The sequence below is a fragment of the Actinomycetota bacterium genome (assembly GCA_013152275.1).
In the GTDB taxonomy this organism is placed as follows: Bacteria; Actinomycetota; Acidimicrobiia; order Spongiisociales; family UBA4744; genus BMS3Bbin01.
The window spans coordinates 1-16,445 of sequence record JAADGS010000011.1; the positions used below are offsets into that span (position 1 = coordinate 1).

Annotated in this window: 31 protein-coding genes and 2 pseudogenes; 1 reads left to right on the forward strand and 32 read right to left on the reverse strand. The window is 62.0% G+C overall.

Annotated elements, in window-relative coordinates; all coding sequences use genetic code 11:
- The first annotated feature begins 317 nt into the window (after positions 1–317).
- Positions 318–896, forward strand: coding sequence for a hypothetical protein (locus GXP34_00550; GenBank protein NOY54462.1), 579 nt, complete (start codon positions 318–320; stop codon positions 894–896).
- Positions 897–1,034: 138 nt separating this feature from the next.
- Here GXP34_00550 and rplQ read toward each other — a convergent pair whose 3' ends face one another.
- The 32 genes and pseudogenes from rplQ to GXP34_00710 form a co-directional block, all read right to left on the reverse strand.
- Positions 1,035–1,385, reverse strand: coding sequence for a 50S ribosomal protein L17 (gene rplQ / locus GXP34_00555; GenBank protein NOY54463.1), 351 nt, complete (start codon positions 1,383–1,385; stop codon positions 1,035–1,037).
- The gene (locus GXP34_00560) at positions 1,385–2,335 is read right to left on the reverse strand and encodes a DNA-directed RNA polymerase subunit alpha (protein ID NOY54464.1); all 951 of its coding nucleotides are present in this window, start codon (positions 2,333–2,335) and stop codon (positions 1,385–1,387) included. Before GXP34_00560 ends, rplQ begins: the two co-directional genes overlap by 1 nt.
- Before the next feature lie 9 nt (positions 2,336–2,344).
- The gene (gene rpsD / locus GXP34_00565; protein NOY54465.1) at positions 2,345–2,950 is read right to left on the reverse strand and encodes a 30S ribosomal protein S4; all 606 of its coding nucleotides are present in this window, start codon (positions 2,948–2,950) and stop codon (positions 2,345–2,347) included.
- A complete protein-coding gene (gene rpsK / locus GXP34_00570; GenBank protein ID NOY54466.1) occupies positions 2,950–3,339 on the reverse strand; it encodes a 30S ribosomal protein S11 in 390 nt (129 codons plus the stop codon). The genes rpsD and rpsK overlap by 1 nt, the downstream gene beginning before the upstream one ends.
- A 6-nt stretch (positions 3,340–3,345) precedes the next feature.
- A complete protein-coding gene (rpsM, locus tag GXP34_00575; GenBank protein ID NOY54467.1) occupies positions 3,346–3,723 on the reverse strand; it encodes a 30S ribosomal protein S13 in 378 nt (125 codons plus the stop codon).
- 3 nt (positions 3,724–3,726) lie between these two features.
- Positions 3,727–3,840 carry a 50S ribosomal protein L36 gene (gene rpmJ / locus GXP34_00580; GenBank protein NOY54468.1) on the reverse strand — a complete coding sequence of 38 codons (114 nt, stop codon included), beginning with the start codon at positions 3,838–3,840 and terminating at the stop codon, positions 3,727–3,729.
- The gene (gene infA, locus GXP34_00585) at positions 3,837–4,058 is read right to left on the reverse strand and encodes a translation initiation factor IF-1 (protein ID NOY54469.1); all 222 of its coding nucleotides are present in this window, start codon (positions 4,056–4,058) and stop codon (positions 3,837–3,839) included. Before infA ends, rpmJ begins: the two co-directional genes overlap by 4 nt.
- A gap of 41 nt (positions 4,059–4,099) precedes the next feature.
- Positions 4,100–4,876: a type I methionyl aminopeptidase gene (gene map, locus GXP34_00590; GenBank protein ID NOY54470.1), complete on the reverse strand. Its 777-nt coding sequence runs from the start codon at positions 4,874–4,876 to the stop codon at positions 4,100–4,102.
- On the reverse strand, positions 4,873–5,502 hold the full coding sequence (locus GXP34_00595; GenBank protein ID NOY54471.1) for an adenylate kinase: 630 nt from the start codon (positions 5,500–5,502) through the stop codon (positions 4,873–4,875). Before GXP34_00595 ends, map begins: the two co-directional genes overlap by 4 nt.
- Positions 5,503–5,538: 36 nt before the next feature.
- Positions 5,539–6,861 (reverse strand): preprotein translocase subunit SecY, encoded by a 1,323-nt coding sequence (gene secY, locus GXP34_00600; GenBank protein NOY54472.1) that lies wholly within the window; start codon positions 6,859–6,861, stop codon positions 5,539–5,541.
- Positions 6,862–6,874: 13 nt separating this feature from the next.
- Positions 6,875–7,342, reverse strand: coding sequence for a 50S ribosomal protein L15 (rplO, locus tag GXP34_00605; GenBank protein NOY54473.1), 468 nt, complete (start codon positions 7,340–7,342; stop codon positions 6,875–6,877).
- A gap of 60 nt (positions 7,343–7,402) precedes the next feature.
- On the reverse strand, positions 7,403–7,591 hold the full coding sequence (gene rpmD, locus GXP34_00610; GenBank protein ID NOY54474.1) for a 50S ribosomal protein L30: 189 nt from the start codon (positions 7,589–7,591) through the stop codon (positions 7,403–7,405).
- Positions 7,591–8,139 carry a 30S ribosomal protein S5 gene (gene rpsE / locus GXP34_00615; protein ID NOY54475.1) on the reverse strand — a complete coding sequence of 183 codons (549 nt, stop codon included), beginning with the start codon at positions 8,137–8,139 and terminating at the stop codon, positions 7,591–7,593. The genes rpmD and rpsE overlap by 1 nt, the downstream gene beginning before the upstream one ends.
- 17 nt (positions 8,140–8,156) lie before the next feature.
- On the reverse strand, positions 8,157–8,495 hold the full coding sequence (locus GXP34_00620) for a 50S ribosomal protein L18 (protein NOY54476.1): 339 nt from the start codon (positions 8,493–8,495) through the stop codon (positions 8,157–8,159).
- Positions 8,492–9,034 (reverse strand): 50S ribosomal protein L6, encoded by a 543-nt coding sequence (rplF, locus tag GXP34_00625; GenBank protein ID NOY54477.1) that lies wholly within the window; start codon positions 9,032–9,034, stop codon positions 8,492–8,494. The genes GXP34_00620 and rplF overlap by 4 nt, the downstream gene beginning before the upstream one ends.
- 1 nt (position 9,035) lies before the next feature.
- Positions 9,036–9,434, reverse strand: a complete 399-nt coding sequence (gene rpsH, locus GXP34_00630) for a 30S ribosomal protein S8 (GenBank protein ID NOY54478.1) — start codon at positions 9,432–9,434, stop codon at positions 9,036–9,038.
- Positions 9,434–9,619 carry a type Z 30S ribosomal protein S14 gene (locus GXP34_00635; protein NOY54479.1) on the reverse strand — a complete coding sequence of 62 codons (186 nt, stop codon included), beginning with the start codon at positions 9,617–9,619 and terminating at the stop codon, positions 9,434–9,436. The genes rpsH and GXP34_00635 overlap by 1 nt, the downstream gene beginning before the upstream one ends.
- Positions 9,620–9,632: 13 nt before the next feature.
- Entirely contained in the window at positions 9,633–10,163 is a 531-nt protein-coding gene (rplE, locus tag GXP34_00640) for a 50S ribosomal protein L5 (protein ID NOY54480.1), read from the reverse strand.
- 23 nt (positions 10,164–10,186) lie between these two features.
- Positions 10,187–10,492, reverse strand: coding sequence for a 50S ribosomal protein L24 (locus GXP34_00645; GenBank protein ID NOY54481.1), 306 nt, complete (start codon positions 10,490–10,492; stop codon positions 10,187–10,189).
- On the reverse strand, positions 10,492–10,860 hold the full coding sequence (gene rplN / locus GXP34_00650; protein NOY54482.1) for a 50S ribosomal protein L14: 369 nt from the start codon (positions 10,858–10,860) through the stop codon (positions 10,492–10,494). Before rplN ends, GXP34_00645 begins: the two co-directional genes overlap by 1 nt.
- Entirely contained in the window at positions 10,857–11,114 is a 258-nt protein-coding gene (gene rpsQ / locus GXP34_00655) for a 30S ribosomal protein S17 (protein ID NOY54483.1), read from the reverse strand. Before rpsQ ends, rplN begins: the two co-directional genes overlap by 4 nt.
- Positions 11,114–11,341: a 50S ribosomal protein L29 gene (gene rpmC / locus GXP34_00660; GenBank protein NOY54484.1), complete on the reverse strand. Its 228-nt coding sequence runs from the start codon at positions 11,339–11,341 to the stop codon at positions 11,114–11,116. The genes rpsQ and rpmC overlap by 1 nt, the downstream gene beginning before the upstream one ends.
- Entirely contained in the window at positions 11,338–11,751 is a 414-nt protein-coding gene (rplP, locus tag GXP34_00665) for a 50S ribosomal protein L16 (GenBank protein NOY54485.1), read from the reverse strand. The genes rpmC and rplP overlap by 4 nt, the downstream gene beginning before the upstream one ends.
- A gap of 480 nt (positions 11,752–12,231) precedes the next feature.
- Positions 12,232–12,888: pseudogene (gene rpsC, locus GXP34_00670) on the reverse strand (30S ribosomal protein S3).
- Positions 12,888–13,229, reverse strand: a complete 342-nt coding sequence (gene rplV / locus GXP34_00675; protein NOY54486.1) for a 50S ribosomal protein L22 — start codon at positions 13,227–13,229, stop codon at positions 12,888–12,890. Before rplV ends, rpsC begins: the two are co-directional and overlap by 1 nt.
- Positions 13,226–13,510 carry a 30S ribosomal protein S19 gene (gene rpsS / locus GXP34_00680; protein NOY54487.1) on the reverse strand — a complete coding sequence of 95 codons (285 nt, stop codon included), beginning with the start codon at positions 13,508–13,510 and terminating at the stop codon, positions 13,226–13,228. Before rpsS ends, rplV begins: the two co-directional genes overlap by 4 nt.
- A gap of 3 nt (positions 13,511–13,513) precedes the next feature.
- A pseudogene (gene rplB / locus GXP34_00685) lies at positions 13,514–14,345 on the reverse strand (50S ribosomal protein L2).
- 2 nt (positions 14,346–14,347) lie between these two features.
- Positions 14,348–14,635, reverse strand: a complete 288-nt coding sequence (gene rplW, locus GXP34_00690) for a 50S ribosomal protein L23 (protein ID NOY54488.1) — start codon at positions 14,633–14,635, stop codon at positions 14,348–14,350.
- Positions 14,619–15,287 (reverse strand): 50S ribosomal protein L4, encoded by a 669-nt coding sequence (gene rplD, locus GXP34_00695; protein ID NOY54489.1) that lies wholly within the window; start codon positions 15,285–15,287, stop codon positions 14,619–14,621. Before rplD ends, rplW begins: the two co-directional genes overlap by 17 nt.
- 16 nt (positions 15,288–15,303) lie before the next feature.
- Positions 15,304–15,906 (reverse strand): 50S ribosomal protein L3, encoded by a 603-nt coding sequence (rplC, locus tag GXP34_00700; protein ID NOY54490.1) that lies wholly within the window; start codon positions 15,904–15,906, stop codon positions 15,304–15,306.
- 26 nt (positions 15,907–15,932) lie between these two features.
- The gene (gene rpsJ / locus GXP34_00705) at positions 15,933–16,244 is read right to left on the reverse strand and encodes a 30S ribosomal protein S10 (protein NOY54491.1); all 312 of its coding nucleotides are present in this window, start codon (positions 16,242–16,244) and stop codon (positions 15,933–15,935) included.
- A gap of 34 nt (positions 16,245–16,278) precedes the next feature.
- On the reverse strand, positions 16,279–16,445 hold a 167-nt coding region (locus GXP34_00710; GenBank protein NOY54492.1), incomplete at its 5' end, for an elongation factor Tu.

The following is a 16,445-nucleotide window of genomic DNA, read 5'->3' on the forward strand; positions in this document are numbered from 1 at the left end:
TTCAGACGAGTTCGATGATCGCCATCTGGACGCGGCCTGGGACATGTGCGAGCCGGGATCAGCGACCCCGGCTCTGGAGAATCTCGACCCGATCACCGACAAGCTGCCACCAGCAAGGAACCGGCCGAACCCTGACCGCCGGTGATCGGCGCCGTCAACCGTGTCATCACCCATTGCGGCAACAGCGCGGGCGCCTCGGGCCTGTTCGTGCTACCTTTTCTCGAGTGCGACACCGCCCATACGACGGGTCGCGGGAGGAGTGGGGCGTAGCGCAGCATCTTCCGATCAAGACCAAGCAGCATCAGGAGCGAACGACAATGACCAGAGTTCCACTACAGGATCCCGCTACCGCCACCGGACGGACCAAGGAGGTGTTCGATCGTGTCGCCGGCTACTACGGCATGGTGCCGACGCTCCAACAGGCCATGGCGCCGCAGCCCGAGGTCACCAATGCGCTGTGGGACCTGAGCACAGCGACGATGCAAGAGGGGACCATCCCCGGGGAGCTGAGGCGGGCGATCTTCGTGGTCACGGCGACCGCGGGTGAATGCGACTACTGCACGGCTGCGCACATGTTGGCGTTGTTTCGTCACGGTTGGAGCGTCGAAGAGTGTGTCGAGATCGTCGAAGGGAAGCCGTCGTCACGGTTGGGCGAACCGGAGAATGCGGTCCTCGAGTTCGCCAGAGTCGTGGCCGCACGGCCTGTCGCGGTGACCGACGAGATGACCGATCGTCTCGGACAACTGGGATGGACCGAAGCCCAGATCGTCGAGATGGTGACGACGGTGGCGTTGCTCAAGTACACGTCGACGGTGGCAACGGCACTCGACATCCCGTTCGAGAAGATCATGCTCCCTCTCCTCGATGGCCCACCGTTCCGTTCGGAAGGCGACTGACTCTCGTCGCATCCGCATGTCCCCGGTGGCGGAAACGCCATCTCGGAGTATCGGATCGAGGGAACTTCGATCGGGCGTTCGGGTAGGAGGAACGCGGTCACCCGGGGAGGCGGCCCCTACACGGCGCCGGGCGGATCCTTACACGAGTTCGATGATCGCCATCTCGGCGTTGTCGCCGCGACGGGAACCGATCTTGACGATCCTCGTGTAGCCGCCCGGGCGGTCGGCATACCTTGGAGCAATCTCGTCGAAGAGTTTCGTGACGACTTCCGTGTCACCGATCACTTTGAGTACCTGACGACGTGCATGCAGATCGCCGCGCCGAGCCTTCGTGATGAGTCGCTCCGCGAGCGGCCGTACGGCTTTGGCGCGAGTGACGGTCGTGGTGAGCTTCTCCTCCCAGAACAACGACTGTGCCAGGTTGCCCAGCATCGCCTTCTCGGCCGACGGGCTCCCGCCCAGACGCGGACCTTTTCGAGGCCGAGGCATCACGCACCCGCCGTTTCCCCGCCACCGGCGAGGCTCAAACCGAGTTCGTCCAGTTTGGCGACGACTTCTTCGAGGCTCTTGTGACCGAAGTTCGTGATGCTCAGCAGATCATCCGCCGTCTTTGCGACGAGTTCGCCGACGCTCTCGATCTGGGCACGCCGCAAGCAGTTGCGGGGACGCTCCGAAAGGTCGAGCGCCTCGATGGGGAGTTCCAGGTCGGGCGACATCGGTTCTGCGATGGCGACGTCACCGAGTTCGAGTCCGACACCTTCACCGATCTCGGCAAACAGGCCGAGCAGCTCGCGAAGCGTCTTCCCTGCGGATGACACGGCTTCGGAGGGCTCGAGCGACCCGTCGGTCTCGATATCGAGGACGAGCCGGTCGAAGTTCGTCATCTGACCAACCTGGGTCGGCTCGACCTGGTAAGTCACTTTGCGAACCGGCGAGAAGATCGAATCGATCGGGATGATCCCGATGACTTCGGCCGCCTTGTTCTTATCTGCGGAACGATACCCGACTCCGCGCTCGGCAGTGAGTTCGATTTCGAGTCGTCCGGAAGATGACAGCGTGGCGATGTGCAGGTCCGGGTTCACGACTTCGACGCTGGCGGGCGTCTTGATGTCGGCGGCCGTGACCTCGCCGGCCCCCTTCGCCGACAGATACATGATCTGCGCCGGGTCGGAAGCCTCGATGCGGAGTACGACCTGCTTGAGGTTCAGGATGATATCGACGACGTCTTCCACGACACCGTCGATCGTCGAGAACTCGTGCTGGATGCCTTCGATCTGCACGGTCGTGATGGCAGCACCGGGAATCCTGGCGAGCAGGGTCCGTCGCAGCGTGTTGCCCAGCGTATACCCGAACCCTGGCTCGAGCGGTTCGACGATGAACTTCGAACGCGCCTCGGAGACGGGCTGTTCTTCAATATGTGGACGTTGAACGATCAGCACGGTGGTCTCCTACCTCGAATAGAGCTCGACGACGAGCTGTTCACGAATCTGCGTGTCGATCTGGGCACGGTTCGGGACGTCCTGCACGACGATCGTGCGCTCGTCCGCATTGATCTCGAGCCACTCGGGCAGTGAGTGTGTCACCGTCTCGAGAGAGTGCTCGACGATGATCAGGTTGCGGCTCCGCTCACGAAGCGTGATCACGTCGCCTGCTCGGACCTGATAGGAAGGAATGTCGACCTTCTTGCCGTTCACCTCGAAGTGCCCATGATTGACCAGTTGGCGTGCCTGAGGTCGGGTTTGTGCGAAGCCCGCCCGGTACACGACGTTGTCGAGACGGGTCTCGAGGATGCGCAACAGGCTTTCCCCGGTGATACCCCTCTGCCGGGCAGCTTCCCGGTAGTAGCGTCGGAACTGGCGCTCCAACACCCCGTACATGGCACGCAGTTTCTGCTTCTCACGAAGCTGAATCTGATAGTCCGTCTCTCGAATGCGGCCGCGGCCGTGCTCGCCGGGAGGATACGGTCGCCGATCGACCGCGCACTTCTTCGACTGGCAAAGTGGCTGTCGCGCCCGACGGCACAGCTTGTGGGTAGGCCCTGTGTAGCGAGCCATCAGCCCCTCCGCTTCTTCGGCCGACATCCGTTGTGCGGGAACGGAGTGACATCTTTGATGAAGGTGACCTCCATGCCCATGTTCTGCAGCGTGCGGACCGCCGTGTCCCGACCTCCGCCGCTCCCCGAGACGATCACGTCGAGTTTGCGTACTCCGTGCTCTCCGGCCTGCCGGGCCGCCTCTTCCGCCGCGACCTGCGCCGCGTACGGAGTCGATTTGCGCGAACCTTTGAATCCCACCGTTCCCCCGGACGTCCACACGATCGTGTTGCCGTCGAGGTCGGTGATGTTGATGATCGTGTTGTTGAAACTCGCCGTGATGTGGGCCTGTCCGTGAGCGATGTTCTTCCGCTCGCGACGACGTACCCGCTTTGTTTGCTGCTTCGCCACTGAGACCTACTTCTTGACCTTCTTCTTGCCGGCGATCGCCGAACGCCGTCCCTTACGAGTTCGGGCATTCGTGTGCGTCCGCTGGCCGCGCACCGGGAGACCCCGGCGGTGGCGAATGCCCTGATATGTCCCGATCTCGATCTTTCTCTTGATGTTCTGGGCGACCTCTCGGCGCAAGTCACCTTCCACCCGATAGCCCTGATCGATGAAACGTCGAATGCGGATCACTTCATCGTCGGTCAGATCACGAACTTTCGTGCCGGGATCGATATCGAGACCGAAACAGATCTGCTGCGCCCGTGTGCGACCCACACCAAAGATGTACGTCAGACCGATCTCGACTCGCTTGTCTCTCGGAAGGTCAACTCCCGCAATTCGCGCCATTCCTCACCCCTGCCGTTGCTTGTGCCGCGGGTTGTCGCAGATCACCCACACACGACCATGCCGCCGGATGATCCGACATTTCTCACACATCTTCTTCACCGAAGGTCTCACCTTCATCTGTATCTCCACACGATCCGGCCCCGCGTCGGATCATACGCCGACAACTCGAGGTCAACCCTGTCACCAGGCAGGATACGGATATACCGCATCCTCATCTTGCCTGAAACATGGGCAAGTACTTCAAGGCCGCCTTCGATCTCCACCCGGAACATGGCGTTCGGGAGTGTCTCGAGGACGGTCCCCTGCACTCTGATTACATCGTCTTGCTTTACCACAGAAAACCTAGAGAATAGTCCCAAGAGACCGAAGGAGGAGGCTAGCCGCCATGGGCGCCCTCAACCAAATCCGGCTCTTGCGTCAGCACCCGGACTCCGCCATCCGTGAGAGCGATGGTGTGCTCGAAGTGTGCCGATAGACTACCGTCCGCCGTCTTCACCGTCCAACCGTCGGACTCGACCTTCGTGGCCTCACCGCCCATGTTGAACATCGGCTCGATGCAGATCGACATGCCACGGCGTAGTTTGAGACCCGTTCCCCGAGCGCCATAGTTGGGGATTTGCGGATCCTCATGCATCTGGCGACCGATTCCATGACCCAGATACTCCCGTACCACGCCAAGTCCTTGACGCTTCGCCTCACGCTCCACCGCATATCCGATGTCACCGATCCGGGCACCTTCTCTGACTTGATCGATACCCGCCCACAGCGCGGCCTCCGTCGTGTCGATGAGCCGCTGCACGGGCTTTGCCACTTCACCGACGGCGAACGTGGCGGCAGCGTCGCCGTGGTATCCCTGGTAGATGGCCCCGGCGTCGATCGACAGGATGTCACCTTCGACGAGCCGGTATGAAGAGGGGATGCCGTGCACGATCACGTCGTTGGGAGATGTGCAAATGTGCGCAGGGTATCCGTGGTAACCGAGAAACGATGGTGTGCAGTCCCGAGCCCTGATGATCTCGGCTGCGACTTCGTCGAGCTCCTTCAACGTGACACCGGGTGCGATGAGGACCCGCACGGCGGAGAGGACCGCGGCGACCGCCGCCCCCGCAACGCTCATCTTGTCGAATTCCTTCGCGTTCTTGATGGTGATCATAAGACTTCGATGATTCGGGACCGGATGTCGTCGACGGATCCGACACCGTCGACCTCCACCAGAATGTCGGCGTAGTAGTCGATCAGCGGCGCCGTGTTCATCCGGTAGATGGCAAGCCGATTCCTGACGACCTCCTCCGTGTCGTCACTGCGCTGAAACAGCGGCAGCCCATCCACATCGCAGACTCCTTCGACCTTCGGAGGCCGGTCGGTAACGTGGTACACATGCCCTTCCGCGCAGCTCCGCCTGCCGGTGATGCGGCGAACGATCTCTTCCTCGGGTACCACAAGTGACACGACCCGGTCGAGACCGTCCTCACCAAGCAGTTCATCGAGAGCCAGCGCCTGGCACCTGGTGCGTGGGAAACCGTCGAGGATGAAGCCTTTAGCCATGTCTTCACGTTCGAGCCGGTCGGCCAGCATGGCGACGACCAGGTCGTCGGGGACCAGGTTCCCGGCCTCCATCATGGTTTTCGCCTTCCGACCGAGTTCGGTGCCGCGAGCGACGTGGTCGCGCAGCATGTTGCCCGTGGAGATATGGCCGATGCCCAGATCCGAAGCGATCATTACGGCTTGGGTTCCCTTGCCTGCTCCGGGCGGTCCGAGAAACAGGTATCTGCGACCCATCCGATCACCACGCACGCTCGGCGAGCGCACACTCGCTCACGTCAGGAACCCTTCGTAGTTCCTCATCGTCAGCTGGCTTTCGATCTGCTTCATCGTCTCCAGGGCCACTCCGACCACGATGAGGATGGATACGCCACTGAATCCGACCGGCACATTGAAGATCGCACTCGCGATCGCAGGCAGGACGGAGACGATGGCAAGGAACAGCGATCCCGGCAGCGTGATCCGGTTGAGGATGTGTCCGAGGTGCCGTGCGGTCTGGCTGCCGGGACGCACACCGGGGATGAACCCACCTTGACGCTGGATGAGCTCGGCCTGACGGACGGGGTCGAACTGAATGGCCGTATAGAAGTACGTGAAGAAGATGATCAGGACGAACAACAAGAAGATATAGAACGTACTCGTCCCGGCACTGTTGCCGATGTTGATGCTGATCCAGTTTCGAAGCGAGGCGAGGAATGCTCCTTTGTCCGTTGGTATCGCCGTCGCGATGAGGACGGGGAAGTACATGACCGAGGTGGCAAAGATGACCGGGATAACTCCGGCCGTATTGACCTTGAGCGGAATATAGGTGCTCTGTCCACCCAGCACTCGCCGGCCGCGCACGCGCTTGGCGAACTGGATGGGAATCCGGCGCTGGCCCTGCTCGACGTAGATGATCCCGACGATCAGCACCAGGAACACCAGCATGAAGACCGCAAAGATCGATGCACCACCGGATCGACCGTTTCCCAGGGTGTTGGCCCAGATCTGCGAGAAGCTGGCCGGCAGCCGAGAGGCGATCGCGATGAAGATGATCAGGGACATGCCGTTACCGACTCCCCGTTCGGTGATCAGTTCACCGAGCCACATGATGAATGCCGTGCCGGCGGTCATCGTCAACACGATGAGGGCTACGCGTGCCGGCGTGTAGATGGGAATCAAAGGGATGCCCTGGGTGAGCGTTCCGGCGCTGAACAGGAACGTGAGACCGGTCGACTGCAGCAGCGCCAGCACGACCGTTATATACCGGGTCCACTGGGTGATCACCTTCTGACCCGTCTCACCTTCGTCCTGCAGTGCCTGCAGCTTCGGGATCACGACGGCGAGCAACTGCATGATGATCGCCGCGGTGATGTACGGCATGATGCCGAGGCTGAACACCGAGAAGCGCTGTAACGCTCCGCCGGAGAACAGGTTCAGCAGGCCGAGAATACCGGCCTGCTGCTGATTCGCGGCCAGCTTCTGCACCGCGCTGAGGCTCACCCCGGGAACGGGAATGGCCCCCCCGAGGCGGTATACGGCGAAGATGAACAGCGTGAACAAGATCTTTCCACGAAGATCGGCGATCTTGAACATGTTCCGGTAGATAGAAAGCATCTCAGAGACTCCGCTAGCGCTCGATGACTTCGACCGTGCCTCCAGCGGCCTCGATCTTCGCGACCGCCGACTTGCTGAAGGCGTGTGCCTGGACGGTGAGCGCTCTCGTGATCTCGCCTTCGCCGAGCACCTTGACACGCCCGCGCTTCTTGACCATGCCCCGCGATTTCAGTTCCTCCGGGGTCACGGTCGTACCCTTGGAGAACACTTCCAGTGCCTCGACATTGATAACCGCGAAGTACTCCTTGTTCGGGTTCGTGAAACCGCGCATCTTGGGAAGCCGCCGCGTGAGGGGCATCTGCCCACCCTCGAAGCCGATCCGAAGTTTGTTCCTCGCCTTCAGCCCCTTGGTTCCCCTGCCCGCGGTCTTTCCGCGCCGACCGCCCTCGCCCCGACCCACCCGACGTTTGGGCCGTTTCGAGCCGGGCGCAGGGCGCAGGTGATGGAGTTGAAGCTTCGTGATCTTCTCTTCGTCAGCCATATCAGTTCTCTGTCCTCGGTTCGCAGTTCTCGGTCCCTCGTCGCATCGACCGATAACCGATTACTTGTCCTCTTCAACCTTCACGAGATGTCGCACCTTGTGCAACATCCCGCGAACTGCAGGAGTGTCCTCGTGCCGGACCGTCTGGTGCATGCGCCGCAGTCCGAGACTCCGAACCGTCGCGCGATTCTTCGGTTTCTGTCCGATCGTGCTCTTGACGAGCGTCACGGTGAGCGTCTGCTTCGCCATCAGTCCGAGCCTCCGGCCCTTCGCAGTTCGGCCGAGCGGTAGGCGGCGAGAAGCCCGGGCGGTGCTATATCTTCCGGACGCTTGCCTCGCGCGGCGGCAACGGCCTCGGGGCGCATCTGAGAGAGCAGGCCGTTCATCGTCGCCTTGGCGACGTTGAGATGGGTCGGCGAGCCGAGCGACTTGGCCAGAGCATCCTGAACCCCTGCCGCTTCGAGCACCTGCCTGACCGCTCCCCCGGCGATCACACCGGTACCGGGAGAGGCCGGTTTCAGCAGAACTCGAGACGCGCCCTGCACTCCGATGACCTTGTGGATCAGAGTCGAACCGGCCATCGGGATGGCAACCATGCTCTTGCGAGCTTCTTCCATGCCCTTCTGGATCGCCGCCGGCACTTCCTTGGCCTTGCCGTAGCCGATGCCCACCTTGCCGCGGCCATCCCCGACGACCACAAGTGCCGTGAACGAGAACCTCCGGCCACCTTTGACGACCTTGGCTACCCGGTTGATCTGTACGACACGCTCGTCGAGTTGTTGCTGCGTTTCAGCCATTACCTGCTCCTAGAACTTCAGCCCGGCTTCGCGTCCGCCAATGCCTTCACCCGCCCGTGGAATGGGAATCCGCCGCGGTCGAAGACGACCTCGGTGATGTCGGCTTTCGCGGCACGCTGTGCGAGCAACGCTCCCACCTCTCCAGCCGTATCTCTGTTCAGCGTCTTGCCTCGAAGCGCCTTCTCCTGCGAAGACGCTGCCGCAAGAGTCCGTCCTGCATCATCGTCGATCACCTGTGCGTAGATGTACCGGTTGCTGCGAAAGACGGCCACCCTGGGACGTTCACTCGTCCCACGCAATGTCTTGCGAACCCGCCGATGTCGGCGGCGACGCGCCTCTTCTCGTGAACCTCTCATCGGGCAACTCCTGCCTTCCCGGCCTTCCTGCGCACGTACTCGTCGACGTACCTGATGCCTTTCCCCTTGTACGGCTCCGGAGGCCGGACCTTGCGGATATTCGCGGCCACCTGGCCGACGAGTTCCTTGTCGATGCCCGACACGACCACGTGGGTCGGGTTCGGGATCTCAAAGCTCACTCCGGCCGGGGCCTCGATACGCACAGGGTGGCTGAAGCCGACCTGCAACTCGATGACGGCCCCCTGAAGATTCGCGCGGTAGCCGACGCCGACGATGGAGAGCTCCTTACGGAAGCCCTGTGTGACGCCGATCACCATGTTGGCGAGCAGCGCACGTGACAGGCCGTGCAACGCACGGGACTCCCGCTGGTCGTCCAAGCGTTCCACTTTGGCCACATCATCTTCGACGGTGATACGAACCTTTTCATGAAACGTGCGCTCGAGCGTACCTTTCGGACCCTTTACCGAGACACGCCGACCGTCGACGATGACGTCGACGCCCTGCGGGATCGGGATGGGTGCCTTACCGACGCGACTCATCTCACCACACCTCACACATGATCTCGCCGCCGAGACGGCGCCGACGCGCCTCCCTGTCGGGCAGCAGGCCCTGCGACGTCGAAATGACCATGACACCAAGTCCTCCGTGGGAACGCGGTAGGTCACTTGCACCGCTGTAGATCCGCCTTCCCGGCTTCGACACCCGTCGAATCCCCTGGATCACGCGAGAGCGACCCGTTCCGTATTTCATTTGCAGAACGAGTTCCCGCCGAACGCCCGCCTCACGGCTTTCGAACCCCTCGATGAACCCTTCGGCTGCAAGGATGCTCGCAACCTGTTGCTTCAGCTTTGATGACGGCATGGCGACGACGGCCTTTCCCGCCTGGTTGGCGTTGCGGATCCGTGTCAGCATGTCGGCAATGGGATCGGTCATCATGATTACCACGAAGCCTTTCTCACGCCGGGGAGCTCACCTCTGGATGCGAGTTGGCGCACACAAATGCGACACATGCCGAAGTCGCGCATGTACGCTCGCGGCCGACCGCACCGTTGACATCGGTGGTACTCCCGCACCTTGAACTTCGGCTTTCTCTTCGCCTTTGCGATCAGACTCTTCTTCGCCATTCGCTCCCTCGTTTCAAACCTTTGCGTCCTGCCTACGGAACGGGAACCCGAACGCATCCAGGAGAGCCCGCGCACCTTCGTCTGTCTCGGCGCTCGTGCAGATCGTGATGTCCATACCGCGGATCGACGTCACCTTGTCGTAGTCGACCTCAGGAAAGATCAGCTGCTCGGTCACGCCGAACGAGTAATCGCCACGCCCGTCGAACGACTTCGGGTTCAGTCCCCGGAAATCTCTGATCCTCGGAATCGCGATCGCGATGAGGCGGTCCAGGAACTCCCACATGTAGTCGCCACGCAGTGTCACGGATGCGCCCACGGGCATCCCTTGCCGGATCTTGAAGCCGGCGATCGACTTCTTCGCCCGGTTGAGCCGCGGCTTCTGCCCCGTGATGACCGCGAGCTCTTCCATGGCCGCATCGACCTGCTTGGAGTCGGTTGCACCTTCACCGACGCCCATGTTGACGACGATCTTCTCGAACCTCGGCACGCGCATCGTGTTGCCGCTGCCCAGCTGTTTCCCGAGCGCGGAGACAACCTCTTGCATGTACTTCTGCTTCAACCGTGGGGTCACAGCTCACCTCCGCATTTGACGCAGACGCGGTACTTGATCCCGTCCTCGTCCACCTTGTATCCGATGCGCGTGGGACCACAGTCGTCACAGAGGATCATCACGTTGGAGGAGTCGATGGGCATGTCCTTGTCGATAATGCCACCCTGCATGGTTTGTCCTTGCGGGCGTTGGTGTTTGCGAGCGGTGTTCACACCCTCGACAATCACCTTGTCCTTCTTGTTGATGACTCGAGCAACGCGACCTTCCACACCGGCGTCCTTGCCGGTGATGACCTGCACCTTGTCACCTTGTCGAAGTCGCATCACAGCACCTCCGGCGCCAGGGAGATGATGCGCATGTACTTCTTCTCGCGGAGCTCACGGGCCACAGGGCCGAAGATCCGGGTTCCACGCGGCTGGCTGTTGTTGTCGATGATCACACAGGCGTTGTCGTCGAAACGGATGTACGTTCCGTCCTTGCGCCGGTAACCCTTCGCGGTCCTCACGACGACGGCCTTCACGACCTCGCCCCGTTTCACCGCTCCTCCGGGAATGGCATCCTTGACGGTCCCGACAATCGTGTCGCCGAGGCCGGCGTAGCGCCGTTTCGACCCGCCCATCACGCGGATACACAGCAGCTCCTTCGCACCGCTGTTGTCCGCAACCCTGAGCCTCGACTCCTGCTGAATCATCGCGCCCGCTCCACGATCTCGACAACCCTCCACCGCTTCGTCTTCGAGAGCGGTCTGGTCTCCATGATTCGTACCGTGTCGCCTGTGCGCGCATCGTTGGCCGCGTTGTGGACGTGGTACTTCTTGCGCCGGCGAACGATCTTGTCGTAGCGTGGATGACGGACCTGCTGCTGGACCTCAACGGTCACCGTCTCGTCTCTCTTATCTGAGATGACCACGCCGACGCGCGCTTTGCGTCGTGCTCGATCCTCCATCACACACCTTCCTCGGCTGCGGCCTGCTCTCGCCAGGCCTGAATCTCCTGCTCCCGCATCACGGTCAGAATGCGAGCAATGTCTTTGCGAATCTGGCGGATTTGTGACGCGTCGTCCAGCTGGTTCGTGGCCAGTTGAAAACGCAGATTGAAGAGCTCAGCCTTCGCCTCCGCGAGCTTATCTTCGAGTTCGAGAGCGGTGAGCTCACGCAAGTCGATAGCTTTCACGTGTCCTCCCGAGTCACGAACTTCGTTTTGATGGGGAGCTTGTGTCCCGCTCGACGCATCGCCTCACGCGCCAGTTCCTCCGAAACACCGGAGAGCTCGAACATGATTCGACCCGGTTTCACCACGGCAACCCAGAACTCGGGGTTGCCTTTCCCCGATCCCATCCGGGTCTCGGCCGGCTTCTGTGTCACAGGCTTGTCGGGGAAGATGGTGATCCATACCTTCCCCCCGCGACGAATCGTCCTGGTGATGGCCACACGGGCAGACTCGATCTGTCTCGCGGTGATCCAACCGACCTCGACGGCCTTGAGCCCGTAGTCACCGAACGAGACACTCGTTCCGCCCTTTGCCGTGCCCGTCCTGCGGCCACGATGTACCTTCCGGTACTTGGTGCGCTTCGGCATCAGCATGGCCTACTCGCCCTCCTCGTCGGCCTGCGCCTTTTCGGCGACGGCCGGCTCGACCACGGCCTGCTCGAGCTCGGGGGCTTCTTCGGCCTCGACCTTCGCAGGGGCGCCTTCGACCGGTTTCTCGACCTCGACGGTCTCGGTTACATCGGATGTCGCCTCTTCGACGACGGCGCCTTCAAAGCTCTTCGTCTCGAGAGCGGCGCTTTCCTCGGAGAGTGCGGTCTCGACGATCACCGGACCTTCGGTATCTTCGATGTCCTCGCGATATGCGCTCTCGGCTTCCTCGCTGGAGACCTTCTTCGGCCCGCCGGCCTCGACGACCCGCTTGCCTTCCTTGCGCTTGCCGCCACCGCTATCGACGACCCTCCGGCCGCCGCCGGCCTCGATGACCCGGCGTTTCTTGCGTCCTCCAACGGCCTCTTCGGCTCGCGCCTTGGCAGGCGTGACTCTTCCGGGCTTGCCCGATGCCATCGCGATCTCGGCGGCGAGCTTCTCCCGCGTCGCTTTCAGCGATGCGACGAGATCACCCTTGTACGTCCACACCTTCACGCCGACGGCACCTACGGTCGTGCGTGCCGTCGCCGTGCCGTAATCGATGTCGGCCCGAAGCGTATGCAGCGGCACTCTGCCTTCCCGATACCACTCCCGCCGGCCCATGTCCGAGCCGCCGAGGCGCCCACTGCACTCGACCCGGACGCCCTGCACGCCGGCTTTCATCGCGGCGGCGACCGTGCGTTTCATGGCCCTTCGGAAGGAGACTCGGCCCTCCAACTGATCCGCAACGCTGCGTGCCAGCAGTTGAGCATCCTGATCGGGATCGCGTACTTCGATCACGTTGTACTTGACTCTGCGGCCCGTCAGCTTCTCCAACCCGGCCCGAATCCGCTCTGCCTCTGTGCCGCGGCGCCCGATCACCACGCCCGGACGCGCCGTGTGCACTTCGATGACGACCTTGTCACGAGTTCGCTCGATCTCGATGCGAGAGATCGCGCCACGAGGCAGTTCCCTGTTCACGTACTCGCGGATCTTCCAGTCTTCGTTGACAAGCTCGACGTAGTCCTTGTCGCTGTACCAGTGCGACTTCCAGTCGGTCACAACACCGAGGCGGAACGCATAGGGATGTGTTTTCTGGCCCATTACGCCTCGCTCTCTTCGGTCACGACAATGGTGATATGGCTGGTGCGCTTGAGGATGCGGGTAGCCCGTCCGCGAGCACGGGGGCGCCACCGCTTCAATGTGGGACCCTCGTTTGCATACGCCTCCGCGACCACCAGCTCATCGGCATCGAGCGAATGGTTGTGCTCGGCGTTGGCCACTGCCGAGTCGAGGACCTTTCGCACCGTGTCCGCGGCTCTGCGCTCGGTGAATGCCAACACGTGGCGCGCTTCTTCGACCGGGAGCCCCCGGACGAGGTCGAGCACCCGCCGCACCTTGTACGGCGACTGACGTATGTACTTGGCTTCCGCTCGTACCTTCATCGTCTGTTCGCTGCCTTTTCCCTGGAGCCCGCGTGCCCGCGGAACGTCCTCGTCGGGGCAAACTCGCCCAACTTGTGTCCGACCATGGACTCCGTCACATACACCGGAACGTGCTTGCGACCGTCGTGGACGGCAATGGTGTGGCCGACCATCTCCGGAATGACGGTGGAGCGTCTACTCCAGGTCTTGATGACCCGCTTCTCGCCCTTTCGGTTGAGCTCCTCCACCTTTTTGAGGAGGTGCTCATCGATGAAGGGACCTTTCTTCAGGCTCCGCGCCATCGTCTACCTCCGTCCTCTACGCGATCGTCGCCGCACAATGTCTCGATTGCTTGCCTTGTTCTTCTTCCGCGTCCTGCCTTCGGGCTTGCCCCACGGGCTCACCGGATGCCGGCCTCCGGACGACCGGCCCTCACCTCCACCGAGGATGGTCGACCGGGTTCATCGCAACGCCACGGCTCTGGGGTCGAACGCCCTTCCATCGAGAGCGTCCGGCCTTCCCGACCTTGACGAGTTCTGCTTCGGTATTGCCGACCTGTCCCACCGTGGCGCGACAGTCGAGCGACACCATCCGCATCTCGCCGGAGGGGAGCCGCAACAGCGCACGGTCGCCCTCTTTGCTCATGAGCTGCACCGAAGCGCCTGCCGAGCGAGCTATCTTAGCCCCTCCGCCGGGGCGCATCTCTATCGCGTGGACAACCGTACCTGCGGGGATGTTGCGCAGCGGCAGCGCGTTGCCGGGATTGATCTCGGCGCCGGATCCGGACTCGAGCATCTCACCCACCTTCACACCGACGGGAGCAAGGATGTATCGCTTCTCGCCGTCCTTGTAGTGCAGCAGAGCGATGCGGGCGTTGCGGTTCGGGTCATACTCGATCGCTGCGACCTTGGCCGGGACGCCGTCCTTGTTTCGGCGGAAGTCGATGATGCGGTACCGGCGCTTGTGACCGCCGCCGCGATGGCGCGACGTGATGCGTCCGTGCGTGTTGCGACCGCCGGTCTTGGTCTTCTTGGAAAGAAGTGCCTTCTCGGGCTTCGACTTCGTGATCTCGGCAAAATCCGAGACCGTCTGGAATCGCCGCCCGGGAGAGGTTGGCTTCTGTTTCTTCGTTGCCATCGCTACACCCCAAAGATGTCGATCGTGGCACCAGGTGCAAGCTTTACGAGTGCTCGCTTGGTGTCTTGGCGTCGGCCGACGACCCAACCGGTCCGCTTCTGCTTGCCGCGGCGGTTGAGCGTGTTCACTCGAAGCACCGTGACATCGAAAATCTCGGCTATCGCCTTGGCAATCTCTGTCCGATTCGCACTCCGAACGACGTCGAATGTGTATGTGTTGTGCTGCTCGATGAGGTCATAGGACTTCTCGGAGACAACCGGAGTCAGGATTACGTCACGCGGATCCTTCATCGCTCACCTCCTCATCCTGTACAAAATCCGTTTGGGTCACGTCGTAGGCACCGTGCCGTCCCACCGAACCGATCGTGTCCGTAGTGAACAGCAAGGTGTCCGCCCACAACACGTCATAGGTCGTCAGCTGGTCGGGTTCGACGATCGCGACCCCGCGAAGGTTCCTGAAGGAACGTTCGGGGATCCGGTCACTACGACCCAGCACCACCAAGACCTTGCGTTCGGCACTGATTGCCTCGAGGAACGCCTTGGCCTGTTTTGTCTTCGGCTCCGTCCAGTCGAGCGTCTCCACGATCTTGATCGCTCCCTCACGCGCCCGGGCCGAGAGAGCGCTGCGCAAGGCGAGGCGTTTCATCTTCTTGGGGGTTCGCTGTGCGTAGCTGCGGGGATGTGGACCGAACGCCACACCACCACCGACGAAATGCGGAGCACGGATCGACCCCTGTCGAGCCCGTCCGAGTCCCTTCTGTCGCCACGGCTTCCTGCCACCGCCACGAACCTGACCGCGAGTCTTGGTCGAAGCCGTTCCGGAACGTGCCCCGGCGAGCTGTGCCGTGACCACTTGGTGCATCACCGGCCCGTTCGGTTCGATACCGAAGACTTCCGCGTCGAGCGCGAGGTCGCCCTTTCGGGAGCCGTCACTCGCGAACAATGCTGCCGAGCGTGTATCAGCCACGAGCCTTCACCGCCTCTCGCACCAGCACAACCGAGCCCTTTGGTCCGGGAACGGATCCGCCCAGGAGCACGAGCCCCCTGGCAATGTCGATATCGACGACATCGAGATTGAGCAGTGTGACGCGCTCGCCACCCATGCGACCCGGTAGCTTCCTGCCTTTGAACACCCTGGCCGGGGTTGCGCACGCGCCGATCGAACCGGGCGCACGGTGCACCCTGTGCACACCATGGCTGGCACCCTGGCCGGAGAAGTTGTGACGCTTGATCACTCCCTGGAAACCCTTGCCCTTCGAGATCCCGGCGACGTCCGCTTTCGCACCTTTGGCCAGGACATCCGCGATCGTGATCTCCTGTCCCAGCTCGTAGGCATCCGGATCGTCCACGCGCACTTCGACGAGGTGCCGCCCCGGAGCCACACCCGCCTTGGCATAGTGGCCGGCCAGCGGGCGATTGACCGAGCTCACTTCCTTGTAGGCGATCTGTACGGCGGCATAGCCGTCTGTCTCCGGTCTTTTGATCTGAACCACCCGGCATGGGCCGGCCTTGATGACGGTGACCGGAATGGCCCGAGCATCGTCGTCGAAGACCTGCGTCATGCCCAGTTTCTCTCCGAGGATGGCTTTCACAGCTTGATCTCCACTTCCACACCTGCCGGAAGGTCGAGGCGCATCAGCGAGTCCACGGTCTTGCGTGTCGGCTCGATGATGTCGAGCAGGCGCTTGTGGATCCGCATCTCGAAGTGCTCCTGGGAATCCTTGTGGACGAACGGCGACCGGATCACGCAGTACCGATGGATCTCCGTCGGCAACGGAATCGGCCCCTTCACCTTCGCCTGGGTCCGGGTCACGGTCTCGGCAATCTTGCGCGCCGATTCATCGACCAGCTCGTGGTCGTACGCCTTCAACCGGATTCGAATCTTTTGTCCGTCTGACATACATGCTCGTTTCTTGTCTGGTATCCGGTTGTGGCTATTTGATGACGTTGATGACGGTGCCGGCACCGACGGTACGGCCACCCTCACGAATCGCGAACTTCTGACCCTCATCCATCGCGATCGGTGTAATCAACTCGACCGTCATCTCCGTATTATCACCAGGCATCACCATCTCGGTCCCCGCAGGCAACGTCACCGACC